General features: G+C 53.6%; 13 protein-coding genes and 3 tRNA genes. 7 read left to right on the forward strand and 9 right to left on the reverse strand.

Translation table 11 applies throughout. The annotated features are described in order from the left end of the window. Positions 1 to 36: 36 nt before the first annotated feature. A complete protein-coding gene (gene argA / locus HV352_RS04450; RefSeq protein ID WP_008785703.1) occupies positions 37 to 1,368 on the reverse strand; it encodes an amino-acid N-acetyltransferase in 1,332 nt (443 codons plus the stop codon). Between the two features lie 235 nt (positions 1,369 to 1,603). Here argA and amiC point away from each other — a divergent pair, with 235 nt between their 5' ends. Then, complete coding sequence (amiC, locus tag HV352_RS04455; protein ID WP_016154266.1) at positions 1,604 to 2,857, forward strand: N-acetylmuramoyl-L-alanine amidase AmiC; 1,254 nt, start codon at positions 1,604 to 1,606, stop codon at positions 2,855 to 2,857. A 74-nt stretch (positions 2,858 to 2,931) separates the two neighbouring features. Here amiC and HV352_RS04460 read toward each other — a convergent pair. The 3 genes from HV352_RS04460 to HV352_RS04470 all read right to left on the reverse strand — a co-directional run bounded on the left by HV352_RS04460 (position 2,932) and on the right by HV352_RS04470 (position 3,230). Continuing rightward, a tRNA-Met gene (locus HV352_RS04460) sits at positions 2,932 to 3,008 on the reverse strand. A gap of 34 nt (positions 3,009 to 3,042) precedes the next feature. Further along, positions 3,043 to 3,119: transfer RNA gene (locus tag HV352_RS04465), tRNA-Met, on the reverse strand. 34 nt (positions 3,120 to 3,153) lie between these two features. Beyond that, positions 3,154 to 3,230: transfer RNA gene (locus HV352_RS04470), tRNA-Met, on the reverse strand. 205 nt (positions 3,231 to 3,435) lie between these two features. Here HV352_RS04470 and mltA point away from each other — a divergent pair. Continuing rightward, positions 3,436 to 4,533, forward strand: coding sequence for a murein transglycosylase A (gene mltA, locus HV352_RS04475; RefSeq protein WP_019077597.1), 1,098 nt, complete (start codon positions 3,436 to 3,438; stop codon positions 4,531 to 4,533). A gap of 39 nt (positions 4,534 to 4,572) precedes the next feature. After that, positions 4,573 to 5,379, forward strand: coding sequence for a tRNA cyclic N6-threonylcarbamoyladenosine(37) synthase TcdA (gene tcdA / locus HV352_RS04480; RefSeq protein ID WP_019077596.1), 807 nt, complete (start codon positions 4,573 to 4,575; stop codon positions 5,377 to 5,379). A gap of 47 nt (positions 5,380 to 5,426) precedes the next feature. On the opposite strand, the gene csdE is transcribed toward tcdA, so the two are convergent. Together csdE and csdA are read right to left on the reverse strand one after the other, a co-directional pair. Beyond that, positions 5,427 to 5,870, reverse strand: a complete 444-nt coding sequence (gene csdE, locus HV352_RS04485; RefSeq protein ID WP_016154263.1) for a cysteine desulfurase sulfur acceptor subunit CsdE — start codon at positions 5,868 to 5,870, stop codon at positions 5,427 to 5,429. Next, on the reverse strand, positions 5,870 to 7,075 hold the full coding sequence (gene csdA / locus HV352_RS04490) for a cysteine desulfurase CsdA (protein WP_047414363.1): 1,206 nt from the start codon (positions 7,073 to 7,075) through the stop codon (positions 5,870 to 5,872). The genes csdE and csdA overlap by 1 nt, the downstream gene beginning before the upstream one ends. Before the next feature lie 192 nt (positions 7,076 to 7,267). Between csdA and HV352_RS04495 the strand changes: the two genes are divergently transcribed. From HV352_RS04495 to rlmM, 4 genes are all read left to right on the forward strand, one after another. Next, positions 7,268 to 7,495 carry a YgdI/YgdR family lipoprotein gene (locus tag HV352_RS04495; RefSeq protein ID WP_016154261.1) on the forward strand — a complete coding sequence of 76 codons (228 nt, stop codon included), beginning with the start codon at positions 7,268 to 7,270 and terminating at the stop codon, positions 7,493 to 7,495. A 363-nt stretch (positions 7,496 to 7,858) separates the two neighbouring features. After that, positions 7,859 to 8,776, forward strand: a complete 918-nt coding sequence (gene gcvA, locus HV352_RS04500; protein ID WP_016154260.1) for a glycine cleavage system transcriptional regulator GcvA — start codon at positions 7,859 to 7,861, stop codon at positions 8,774 to 8,776. A gap of 18 nt (positions 8,777 to 8,794) precedes the next feature. Continuing rightward, positions 8,795 to 9,190: a DUF423 domain-containing protein gene (locus HV352_RS04505; protein ID WP_003034037.1), complete on the forward strand. Its 396-nt coding sequence runs from the start codon at positions 8,795 to 8,797 to the stop codon at positions 9,188 to 9,190. Next, positions 9,183 to 10,283, forward strand: coding sequence for a 23S rRNA (cytidine(2498)-2'-O)-methyltransferase RlmM (gene rlmM / locus HV352_RS04510; protein ID WP_003034040.1), 1,101 nt, complete (start codon positions 9,183 to 9,185; stop codon positions 10,281 to 10,283). Before HV352_RS04505 ends, rlmM begins: the two co-directional genes overlap by 8 nt. A gap of 35 nt (positions 10,284 to 10,318) precedes the next feature. Here the strand turns inward: rlmM and fucR are convergent, their stop codons facing one another. The 3 genes from fucR to fucK are packed head-to-tail and all read right to left on the reverse strand — an operon-like array spanning position 10,319 to position 12,947. Then, a complete protein-coding gene (gene fucR, locus HV352_RS04515; RefSeq protein ID WP_016157366.1) occupies positions 10,319 to 11,047 on the reverse strand; it encodes an L-fucose operon activator in 729 nt (242 codons plus the stop codon). A gap of 57 nt (positions 11,048 to 11,104) precedes the next feature. Then, a complete protein-coding gene (gene fucU / locus HV352_RS04520; protein WP_019077593.1) occupies positions 11,105 to 11,527 on the reverse strand; it encodes an L-fucose mutarotase in 423 nt (140 codons plus the stop codon). Between the two features lies 1 nt (position 11,528). Then, a complete protein-coding gene (fucK, locus tag HV352_RS04525; RefSeq protein WP_155574338.1) occupies positions 11,529 to 12,947 on the reverse strand; it encodes an L-fuculokinase in 1,419 nt (472 codons plus the stop codon). Positions 12,948 to 12,995 lie beyond the last annotated feature (48 nt).

Here is a 12,995-nt window from a genome sequence, read left to right on the forward strand (position 1 = left end):
CGGATAAGGCATTTATACCGCATCCGGCAACGACCACTACCCCAAATCCGCCATCAGCACCTTTGACCGCCGCTGATAGTTGTACATCTCTTTCTTGCTTTCCGGCAGCAGGTCGATATCCACCGGCGTGAAACCACGTTCCTGGAACCAGTGGATGCTGCGCGTGGTCAGCACGAACAGCTTGCTCAGTCCCATTTGCCGGGCCTGCGCGGCGATCCGCTCCAGCAATACTTCCCCGCGCGATGAGCTACGGTAGTCCGGATGCACCGCCACGCACGCCATTTCGCCAATTCTCTCCTCCGGGAAAGGGTACAGAGCGGCGCAGGCGATGGTCAGGTTATCGCGCTGAATAATCGTGAATTTGTCGATCTCCATTTCCAGTTGTTCGCGGGAGCGACGTACCAGAATGCCTTGCTGCTCCAGCGGGCGGATCAGCTCCAGAATCCCGCCGATATCGTTAATGGTAGCGCGGCGGATCTGCTCGGCGCTTTCCATTACGATCTGCGTACCGATCCCGTCACGGGAGAACAGTTCCTGCAGCAATGCGCCATCTTCCTGATAGCTGATCAGATGGCAGCGCCGTACCCCACTGCGACAGGCTTTCACTGCCCCGCGCAGGAAGCGCACTGTGCCGGAGCTGTAATCGCCTTTCTCTTCCTGCAGCTCAACGCGCGCCTGGGCTTCGTTAGGAAACAGCTCGGAAATAATATCGCCATCATCGTTGGTGACGCCCTGAGAGGAGCAAAAGCCGATCATTTTCTCTGCCTTCAGTTTGATAGCCAACTGCGTGGCGACCTCTTCTGAAGTCAGGTTAAAGCTCTCACCGGTGACGGAAACGGCGACCGGACCCATCAGCACAATCGCGCCACTGTCTAACTGGCGGTGAATGGCATCTTCATCAATACGACGAATACGTCCGCTATGGCAGTAATCCACGCCGTCATCAACGCCCAGCGGCTGGGAGATAATAAAATTACCGCTGACCACATTGATGTGCGCCCCCTGCAATGGCGTATTATTCAGGCTCATTGACAGGCGGGCGGTAATATCAAGCTGAAGTAACCCTGCCGCCTGTTTGACCAGCTCCAGGGTTTTAGCGTCGGTAACGCGCGTATTCTTGTGGTACACCGGTTCATGATGATGCGCCGCAAGATTGGCATCAATCTGCGGTCGTGCGCCATAGACCACGACAAGGCGGATGCCGAGGCTATGAAGAAGGCCAATGTCATTGACGATACTGGAAAAGTTTTCATGCTCGATGGCTTCGCCGCCCAGCATAATGACAAACGTCTTTCCCCGATGGGTATTGATATAGGGAACAGAATGGCGGAATCCCTGTACCAGTTCGGTTCTACGCTCCTTCACCACGGCACACCCTCATTGCATGATTATTCGTAATTTATGTATTTTTATTCTGTTTTGACGCTGTGCGCAAGCGTAATTTTTACCCATGCCGAAGATTTTTCTCAGTAATGCCGTGAATATAAAAAGAATGTTTACCCTTTTATAGATGACAGATTATGCGTCATTCGCTAAAGTTTCCGGTCAATTCAGACGTTTTACGTATTACCTCAATAAAGATTTCTTTTTGCTCGGGAGAAGCATGTCGGGATCCAATTCAGCAATCAGTCGCCGCCGTTTACTGAAAGGTGCGGGTGCTATGTGGCTTTTGAGCGTCAGCCAAGTTGGTCTGGCTGCCATGAGTCAGGTCGTTGCCGTACGTGTCTGGCCAGCGTCCAGCTACACCCGCGTCACGGTAGAATCTAACCGTCTGCTGAAATACAAACAGTTTGCCCTGAGTAATCCTGAGCGTGTGGTTGTGGATATTGAAGGCGTTAATTTGAACTCGGTGCTCAAGGGCATGGGTGCGCAGATCCGTCCTGACGATCCGTATATTAAATCGGCGCGCGTCGGGCAGTTTGACCCACAGACCGTGCGGATGGTGTTCGAGCTGAAACAGAATGTGAAGCCGCAACTTTTTGCGCTGGCTCCGGTGGCAGGCTTTAAAGAACGTCTGGTGATGGATCTCTATCCCGCGAATGCCCAGGATGTTCAGGATCCGCTGCTGGCGTTGCTGGAAGAATACAACAAGGGCGATCTGGACAAACAGGTGCCGCCTGCGCAAAGTGGCCCGCAGCCGGGTAAAGCGGGGCGCGATCGTCCCATTGTCATTATGCTCGACCCAGGACATGGCGGAGAGGACTCCGGTGCGGTGGGGAAATACAAGACGCGTGAAAAAGATGTGGTGCTGCAGATTGCCCGACGCCTGCGAGCCCTCATAGAGAAAGAGGGCAACATGAAGGTCTTTATGACGCGGAATGAAGATATCTTCATTCCGCTTAAAGTCCGCGTGGCGAAAGCGCAGAAGCAGCGTGCAGACCTGTTTGTCTCTATTCACGCCGATGCATTTACCAGTCGACAGCCCAGAGGTTCGTCGGTGTTTGCGCTCTCGACCAAAGGGGCGACCAGCACCGCCGCGAAATATCTGGCGCAAACTCAGAACGCCTCGGATTTGATTGGCGGCGTCAGCAAGAGCGGCGATCGCTACGTCGACCATACCATGTTTGATATGGTGCAATCGCTGACCATTGCCGACAGCCTGAAGTTTGGTAAAGCGGTATTGAATAAGCTCGGTAAAGTCAACAATCTGCATAAGAACCAGGTTGAACAAGCCGGGTTTGCGGTACTAAAAGCGCCGGATATTCCGTCTATTCTGGTGGAAACCGCATTTATCAGTAACGTTGAGGAAGAGCGCAAGCTCAAAACTGCGACCTTCCAGCAGGAAGTGGCAGAGTCGATTCTGGCGGGGATCAAAGCCTACTTTGCCGATGGCGCGACGCTGGCGAGAAGGGGATAACAAAAAAGCGCTGAAAAGCGCTTTTTTTATGGACCGCAGATACAAAAAAACACCCTTTAGGGTGTTTATAATGTTGGTTGCGGGGGCCGGATTTGAACCGACGACCTTCGGGTTATGAGCCCGACGAGCTACCAGGCTGCTCCACCCCGCGTCACCGTACTGCTTTATATTTTATCAAATTTGATTGGTTGCGGGGGCCGGATTTGAACCGACGACCTTCGGGTTATGAGCCCGACGAGCTACCAGGCTGCTCCACCCCGCGTCACCGTACTGCTTTTATTTCATCAAATTTTAATTGGTTGCGGGGGCCAGATTTGAACTGACGACCTTCGGGTTATGAGCCCGACGAGCTACCAAGCTGCTCCACCCCGCGTCCGTGGATGCGCACTATACTCTGCTCGCATTTTCATGCAACCCTTTTTTCACCTTGATCACGTTTTTAAGGTGAAAATGAACAAAAACAACGCATTCTGGATTGTTTTTTGCTCAAAATTTGCGTTCGGGTATGTATACGCATTTCATTAGGTTCGGGGGTTTGTTATCTTCGTCTCGCATTCAGGCAACATAAGACGAGAACAATGAAAGGACGTTGGGCAAAGTATCTTCTTGCGGGAGCAGTCGTCGCGATGCTCGCCGCGTGTTCCTCAAAACCCACCGATCGTGGGCAGCAGTATAAAGACGGGAAATTTACCCAGCCTTTCTCACTGGTGAACCAGCCTGATGCGGTTGGCGCACCAATCAATGCCGGTGATTTCGCCGAGCAGGTTAATCAAATTCGCAGCGCTTCGCCACGTTTGTACGGCAACCAGAGCAACGTTTACAACGCTATCCAGCAGTGGTTACGTGCGGGCGGTGATACGCGCAGTATGCGCCAGTTTGGTATTGATGCCTGGCAAATGGAAGGGGCGGACAACTACGGTAACGTCCAGTTTACCGGTTACTACACACCGGTTATTCAGGCGCGCCATACGCGCCAGGGCGAGTTTCAGTATCCTATCTATCGCATGCCGCCAAAACGTGGCCGCTTACCAAGCCGTGCCGAGATTTACGCGGGTGCGCTGAGCGACAACTACATTCTGGCATACAGCAACTCCCTGATGGATAACTTCATTATGGATGTGCAGGGCAGTGGTTACATCGATTTTGGTGATGGCAGTCCGCTTAACTTCTTTAGCTATTCCGGGAAAAACGGCCACGCCTATCGCAGCATCGGTAAAGTGCTTATCGACCGTGGCGAAGTGAAAAAAGAAGATATGTCGATGCAGGCTATTCGCCATTGGGGTGAAACGCACAGCGAAGCCGAAGTGCGCGAGCTGTTGGAGCAGAACCCATCGTTTGTCTTCTTTAAACCGCAATCTTTTGCACCGGTCAAAGGGGCCAGCGCGGTACCGTTGATTGGCCGCGCGTCTGTGGCTTCTGACCGCAGTATCATTCCGGCGGGCACAACATTGCTGGCGGAAGTCCCGTTACTGGACAATAACGGCAAGTTTACCGGCCAGTACGAACTGCGCCTGATGGTGGCGTTAGATGTGGGTGGCGCTATTAAAGGGCAACACTTCGATATCTATCAGGGCATTGGTGCTGACGCCGGACACCGTGCGGGGTGGTATAATCACTACGGTCGCGTGTGGGTACTGAAAACAGCGCCGGGTACGGGTAACGTGTTCAGCGGTTAATAGCCGGATGGCGCTCGATATTAATGAATTTGAGGTGTTATGTCTGTGGTTATCAGTGATGCCTGGCGCCAGCGTTTTGGCGGTACGGCGCGTCTGTATGGCGAAAATGCGCTGCAGTTGTTTGCCCAATCGCACGTTTGCGTGGTCGGGATTGGCGGGGTAGGGTCGTGGGCGGCGGAAGCGCTGGCGCGTACCGGTATTGGCGCCATCACGCTCATCGATATGGATGATGTGTGCGTCACCAATACTAACCGCCAGATCCATGCTCTGCGCGATAACGTCGGCCTGGCAAAAGCTGAAGTGATGGCTGAACGTATCCGTCAGATTAACCCGGAGTGCCGGGTGAACGTGGTCGATGATTTTGTCACGCCGGATAATGTTGCTGAGTATATGAGTGCGGGTTATTCGTATGTCATTGATGCGATTGATAGCGTGCGCCCAAAAGCGGCACTGATCGCCTGGTGTCGGCGTAACAAAATTCCGCTGGTGACCACCGGTGGTGCGGGAGGGCAGATCGACCCGACGCAGATACAGGTCGTTGATTTGGCAAAAACTATCCAGGATCCGCTGGCAGCCAAGCTACGCGAGCGGCTGAAAAGCGATTTTGGCGTGGTGAAAAACAGCAAAGGCAAGCTGGGCGTGGACTGTGTGTTCTCGACCGAAGCGCTGGTTTACCCGCAGGCAGATGGCTCGGTATGTGCGATGAAGGCGACGGCGGAAGGGCCGAAGCGAATGGATTGCGCATCCGGTTTTGGCGCGGCCACTATGGTGACCGCCACCTTTGGCTTTGTTGCCGTCTCACACGCGCTGAAGAAGATGATGGCGAAAGCGGCGCGCCAGAGTTGAGTGTGTTGTGCCGGATAAGGCGCGTTCGCGTCGCCATCCGGCAACCATCAAACCTGTCGGGCAGCCTCAAGAATCGCCTCGTTCAGAGCATGCAGCCCCTGGGTACGCGAGGCGCTGAGCTGCGCGCGTAAACCTAGCTCGTCAAATAATGCCATAGGCGAATGCGCCAGTAACTCGGCTGCAGTTTTACCTTCAACCGCCGTGAGTAATACCGCCAGCAGCCCGCGTACAATGCGACCTTCGCTGTCGCCGAAGAAATGCAAAGTACCATTCTCATGAAGGGTATGCCCCAGCCAAACGCGGTTTTCGCAGCCCGCGATCTCTTTGGCCTGTGCCTTTAGCGAATCCGGAAGCGCTGGCAACTGCTTACCCAGCAGAATCAGCTGGCGATATTTATCTTCCCACTGGGTGAGCGGGGTAAAGGTATTGCGTAACGTCTCTTCCGTTACGGTTGTGCCAAACGGGTGTCCGGCGAACAGAGGGCTTGTCATTAATCCACCAATATTTCCAGCGCGCGGTCAACGGCTGCGACCAACGCATCTACATCACTTTGCGTATTATAAGGTGCAAATGAGGCGCGTAGCGTCCCGGATACGCCCAGTTCTGCCAGCAGCGGTTGCGCACAGTGTTGTCCTGCACGCAGTGCAATGCCATATTCGGCCAGCAACGTCACCATGTCGCTGTGATGAACCCCTGCGAAATCAAAGGCTAACAGACTGGAGTCCTGGCAGCGGAAGGAGCGAAAGCCGGGGCGTTTCGCCAGTGCATCTTCTGCCAGCGTCGCCAGACCCCGGCTCCAGTTTTCGGCCTGCACCACGTCAATGTCCGCCAGCCATTCGAGCGCCGCGCTTAGTCCGATAACGCCAGCAACGTTAGGCGTACCGGCCTCCAGCTTCCATGGAGCAGCCTGGGTGGTAAAACCGTCAAAACTGACTTCGCTAATCATTTTACCGCCACCGAGCCAGGGAGACATGGCATCCAGCAGTTCCGGTTTACCGTACAGCACGCCAATGCCGGTGGGGCCATACAGCTTGTGGCCCGAGAACGCATAGAAATCAATGTCTAATTGCTGTACGTCGGCGGGGAAATGGACAATCCCCTGTGCACCATCCACCATCACCACCATGCCAGCCGCATGGGCGAGCGTAATGGCGCGGGCCAGATCCGGGCAACCGCCGGTAACGTTCGACATCTGCCCAAGCGCCAGAATGCGGCTGCGTGGAGTGATGAGTTGCGCGAGGCTTTCAACGTCTGGCAATAAATGGGCGTTAAGCGGCAGCCTGACGACCTTCGCCCCCGTTTGCTCTGCCACCATCAGCCAGGGCACGAGGTTGGCATGATGTTCTGCTGCGCTAACGATAATCTCATCACCCGGTTGTAAGCGCGGTCGCGCATAGCTTTGGGCAACCATGTTGATCGCTTCCGTCGTACCGCGGGTCCAGACGATTGTTTTGTCATCCGGCGCATTAATCAGGCTTGCGACTTTTTCCCGTGCGGCTTCATAGCGTGCGGTCAGGCGCTGTGCTTCGGCAAACTGGCTGCGGTGGACGTTCCCGGCGCTCAGGCTATAAAACTGATGGGTGGCCTCAATCACTGCCTGCGGCTTCAGTGCGGTAGCAGCGCTGTCGAGATAGACGCCAGCATCGTTGAGTGCGGGAAATTGCGCGCGAAACTGCGCGGGGTTAAAAGCGTTCATGGTATTCCTCAGTTCAGTAAACCGATCGTGGCGCAAAAAGGGCGCTGATACAAGGGGGGGGCTAACCATCGGAATACTCTGGATATCCTGGCAAAGTCCACGCAGTGTCTTATGCTATATACCGTTAGGCGAGCAATTTAGCCTGTTACGGAGTGTGTTTTTAATAGCATAAATCGCTTTAAGGAGAAAAAGATGAAAAAGACTGCCGCAATTATCTCTGCTTGTATGCTGACTTTTGCCCTGAGCGCCTGTTCTGGTTCGAATTACGTGATGCACACCAATGATGGTCGATCAATCGTATCTGATGGTAAGCCACAGACCGACAATGAAACGGGGATGATTTCGTATAAAGACGCTAACGGCAACAAACAGCAGATTAACCGTACCGATGTGAAAGAGATGGTAGAACTGGATAACTAACCGGTCGTCCATCGACAAAGAGTCGGACAAAAAAAAGCACCGCAATTTGGCGGTGCTACATTAATCACTATGGACAGACAGGGTAAATGTACAGGAAGTGAAAAAGGGTAGCTTTGCTACCATGGTCTGAATCGCAGACCAATTGCAAACACAACAACACAACATCACAACCGTAAGCCAAAAGCCCACCAGAACACGCATTCCGATAAAACTTTTCGTTCCGGCTTCAGGAAGTGCCGCCACTATAGGTATTTGCTGGTAGAACCTCAACGGACAATTTATAATGGCTCAGATAAAAAAAACTAATAGGTTACAACCTGTTGGTTAATTGTTAAATTCATTTAACATCAAAGCCTAAAAGTCATGTCAAAACGATTACCACCCCTAAATGCGTTGCGTGTTTTTGATGCTGCAGCGCGTCATTTGAGCTTTACTCGCGCAGCAGAAGAGCTTTTTGTGACGCAGGCCGCAGTAAGTCATCAAATCAAGTCACTTGAGGATTTCCTGGGGCTGAAGCTGTTTCGTCGACGCAATCGATCTTTGCTGTTAACGGAAGAAGGCCAAAGCTACTTTCTCGACATCAAAGAGATTTTTTCGCAATTAACCGACGCGACGCGTAAACTTCAGGCACGCAGTGCAAAAGGTGCGCTCACTGTGAGTTTATTGCCCAGTTTTGCAATCCAATGGATGGTTCCCAGACTCTCTAGCTTTAACTCAGCTTATCCGGGAATCGATGTCAGGATCCAGGCGGTGGACCGTCAGGAAGACAAACTGGCTGACGACGTTGATGTGGCGATTTTCTACGGACGTGGCAACTGGCCGGGTCTGCGTGTTGAAAAATTGTACGCAGAATATCTATTGCCGGTCTGCTCGCCGCTATTACTCACCGGTGATAAACCGCTAAAGACGCCCGAAGATCTGGCGAAACACACATTATTGCACGATGCGTCGCGCCGTGACTGGCAAGCCTATACGCGCCAGCTTGGCCTGAATCATATCAACGTACAGCAGGGACCCATCTTCAGCCATAGCGCCATGGTGCTCCAGGCTGCTATCCATGGACAGGGAATTGCGTTGGCTAATAACGTCATGGCGCAATCCGAAATAGAAGCCGGACGTCTGGTCTGTCCGTTTAATGATGTTCTGGTCAGCAAAAACGCATTTTATCTGGTTTGTCATGACAGTCAGGCAGAACTGGGTAAAATAGCCGCCTTCCGTCAGTGGATTCTGGCGAAAGCGGCCACGGAACAAGAAAAATTCCGCTTTCGTTATGAACAATAATTTACGTAGGGTATTCACATGACCAGCCGTTTTATGCTGATTTTTGCCGCCGTAAGTGGCTTTATCTTTGTGGCGTTGGGCGCCTTTGGGGCACATGTTCTGAGTAAAACCCTCGGTGTCGTTGAGATGGGGTGGATCCAGACTGGCCTCGAGTATCAGGCGTTCCATACGCTGGCTATATTTGGCCTGGCCGTCGCCATGCAGCGGCGCATTAGCATTTGGTTTTACTGGAGTAGCGTGTTTTTGGCATTAGGAACGGTGCTGTTTAGCGGCAGCCTGTATTGCCTCGCGCTCTCGCATTTACGCCTGTGGGCGTTTGTTACCCCCGTCGGCGGTTTCAGCTTCCTTGTGGGCTGGGCGCTGATGTTAGTGGGCGCTATTCGATTGAAACGTAAGGGCGTTAGCCATGAATAAGGTTGTATTGTTGTGTCGCCCAGGTTTTGAAAAAGAGTGCGCCGCAGAAATTACGGATAAAGCAGGACGCCGGGAAATCTTCGGTTTTGCCCGCGTGAAAGACAATGCGGGTTACGTCATCTTCGAATGCTATCAGCAGGACGATGCCGAAAAGTTAGTGAAAGAATTGCCGTTTAGCTCGCTGATTTTTGCCCGTCAAATGTTTGTGGTGGGCGAACTGCTGCAATATTTACCGCCGGAAGACCGCATTACGCCGATTGTCGGCATGTTGCAGGGCGTGGTAGAGAAAGGCGGCGATCTGCGCGTTGAAGTTGCTGATACCAATGAAAGCAAAGAGTTGGTTAAATTTTGCCGTAAATTTACCGTACCACTGCGCGCGGCGCTGCGGGAAGCGGGCGTGCTGGCAAAATATGAAACGCCAAAACGTCCGGTGGTTCATGTGTTCTTTATCGCACCAGGCTGTTGCTATACCGGCTATTCCTGGCCCGACAATAACTCCCCGTTCTACATGGGCATTCCGCGTCTGAAGTTCCCGGCCGATGCGCCGAGCCGTTCAACACTGAAGCTGGAAGAAGCGCTGCACGTGTTTATTCCTGCCGATGAGTGGGATGAACGTCTGGCTAACGGAATGTATGCGGTGGATTTAGGGGCATGCCCGGGCGGTTGGACCTATCAACTGGTTAAACGCAACATGTGGGTTTACTCCGTGGATAATGGTCCGATGGCGCAAAGCCTGATGGATACCGGACAAGTTACCTGGCTGCGCGAAGACGGATTTAAGTACCGGCCAAATCGCAATAATATTTCGTGGATGGTTTGCGACATGGTGGAAAAGCCCGCGAAGGTTGCCGCCCTGATGGCGCAATGGCTGGTCAACGGCTGGTGTCGAGAGACTATCTTCAACCTCAAGCTGCCGATGAAAAAACGCTACGAAGAGGTGTCGCAAAACCTGGCTTATATTCAGGCACAGCTTGACGAGCATGGCGTAAATGCCCAGATTCAGGCGCGTCAGCTGTATCATGACCGTGAAGAAGTCACCGTGCACGTCCGTCGCCTGTGGGCTGCTGTTGGTGGTCGTCGCGACGAGCGATAAGGTAAAATTGCAGGCCGGATGAAGGCGTAAATGTCTCATCCGGCCTGCATTGTTTCAATCAGCGGCGTATCTGAAATAATATGCGTCACATCATCCAGATGCCCAATCCGGGCCTCTCCCGAACGATTAAATTTACTTTTATCGATCAGCAATAATGACTGCGCTGCGCGCTTAAGCAGAATGGACTTGAAGTCGGCATTGGTCGCGTTAGAGTCCCAGAGTGCGCCGTCGCTGTCGATCCCTACGCAGGAAAAAATAAACAGATCGATCTCGAGTGGTTTGAGCTGCGAGATGAGCGAGGGGTTAACATAGCAACCGTATTTACGCTCAAGGCGACCGCCGGAGCTGATGAGCTGAAGGTGTTCGCGTTTAGCCAATTCCTGGCAAATGGGCTGGCTGTTGGTAAAGACGTGAATGTTGATGTCCGGTAACTGTCGCGCCAGGTACCAGCACGTTGAGCTGGCGTCCAGGGCTATCACCATACCTTCTTCGATCCATGCCAGCGCTTCGCGGGCAATATTCGCTTTGTGGGCATAGTGGCTTTTGAGTCGCATATGAAACGGGTCGCCGCTGTCCTGATTTTGCCGATGAATCACTTTGGCCCGTCCGTGATTGCGCAGCACTTTTCCCTGGGCTTGTAGCTCGCTGAGATCGCGGCGGATGGTCTCTTTGCTGACCTTAAGTTGCAAAGCAAGGGTTTCGGTTGTCAGATTTTTGTGGTTGGTAAGCAGATCTACGATCGCCTGCTGGCGCGCCGCTTTCATGTTCTGATCCTCATTTTATGATGAATGCCCGTAGCTGACGGGCATTCAGACCAGAGATTACGGGGTTACTCCTTTTTTTAATAGAATATTCCCGTACTTTGCCCGCTCTCCTGTGATAACGATCGCAAACGCCTGTTGCGCGCGTTCATAGAAGGCATAGCGGTCAATACGCGTGATGTCCGGGCAGGGGGTTTGCAGTGAAAGCGCCTGACGATAGCGGGCCTCGACGTCAGGATCGAGGGCATCGCCTTCAACAGCCGCCATCATCACCAGCGGTGGGGCATAGCTGTCCAGTTCAAAGAGCGGAATAATTGCCTGTAGCAGGTCGCTGACCAATAGACCGTCGGCGCGGATAACCTGCGGTCCCATGCTGTGGGCCGGGAAGTGGGCATCGGAAAATATAATCTCATCGCCGTGCCCCATTTCAGCCAGTACCTTCAGCAGGTCGGGCGAAATTAAGGGAGATATTGTTTTGAGCATGTTACTCAACTCCTGTTAGTTCGGATTCGGTTTTCGGATAGAAGTAACGGTACTGGTAGCGTACCTGCCCGCGTGCCTGTTCCGGTGAGGCAAATTCCCCAATGCCCGACCACGCAAACATTGCGGCACCTGCCACGGTGGTTTCGGCGTCATCCAGCACTTTGACAGGTATCCCGAGAACATTCGCTTTGATCTGATTCCACAACGCGTTGCGGCTTCCCCCACCAACCAATAGCAGTTCTGTGGCCTGGAAATGACCGATTTTTTCCAGCGTATGGAGGTTTCGCTGCAGCTGTTCTGTCAGTCCTTCCAGCGCGGCGCGATAAAAGTGCCCACGGGTGGTATTGAGCGTAACCCCTTGCCAGCCCGCATTCTGACAGGCCAGCAGGTCGCAGTGCATCTTCACGCCTTCGGCGCCTGCCGGGATGGCCCTGGCTTCGTCGATCAGCGTCTGCCAGGGGGTGTCGGCAGTCCACAGCAGCTTACGCACCCACTCGAGTACACCGGAAGCCAGCCACTGCATGCCGGGGTTATTCAGTCCAGCCTGGCTATCCAGCTCACAAGTGGAACCCGCATATTGGCTGAGCTGGGAGGTATCCACCTGCGCACTGCGCACCATCAGAATTTCCCATGTGCCGGAAGAGAGCACCGGTTCATCTGGTTGGGCTCCAGCGCCAAATAGCGCAAACTGCGTGTCGTGTCCGGCAGAGATGACCGGAATTCCCGCCGTAAGCCCGAGCAAGCTGGCAGCCTCTGGTTGCAAAACCCCAATCTGTTCGCCTGCTTCAACCAGGCGCGGGAACAGACGGCGCGGTATGCCCGTAGCCTGCAAAATGTCATGACTAAAATCGCGCTGCCGGATGTCCAGCAGCTGACTGGTGCCCGCCATGGTGATATCTGTAGTGAACTCGCCGGTTAAACGGTGGTTGATAAGCGACGAGATAAACAACCAGGCGTGCGCCTGCTCCAGAAATTGCGGATGGTTTTCTTTCAGCCACACCAATTTATACAGCGTGTTGAAACTAAATGCGCCGACGCCGGAAATTTCCTGCAATTGCTGCGGTGATATGTAGCGGTTAATATTCTCCATCACCGCTGCGGTGCGTGGGCATTTCCAGCTAATCACCGGATACAGCTGCTTGCCGTTCTTATCAACCAGCGCGCCGTCTACGCCAAAAGTGGTGACGGCGATCCCGCGGACATGGAAGGCGGCCAGTTGCGTGCAGAGGCGCTGACAGCAGTCGGCGAAGCGTTGCAGAATGGCCTCCAGCGACCATTGATGCCAGGTACTGTTTTCTGTTGCGATGTCACTGGCGTTCGGGGTTGCTGCGCGGGCGACAATCTTTCCCTGTCGGTCAACGGCGATAGCCCGCACGTTGGTCGCGCCACAGTCGAGAACCAGGATAACGTCTTGTTTCATAATCGCTCCCCAAACGTAGCCGGATGGCGCAGCGCTTACCCGGCCTAC

It is taken from the genome of Citrobacter sp. RHBSTW-01044, from assembly GCF_013781945.1.
Classification (GTDB): domain Bacteria; phylum Pseudomonadota; class Gammaproteobacteria; order Enterobacterales; family Enterobacteriaceae; genus Citrobacter; species Citrobacter braakii.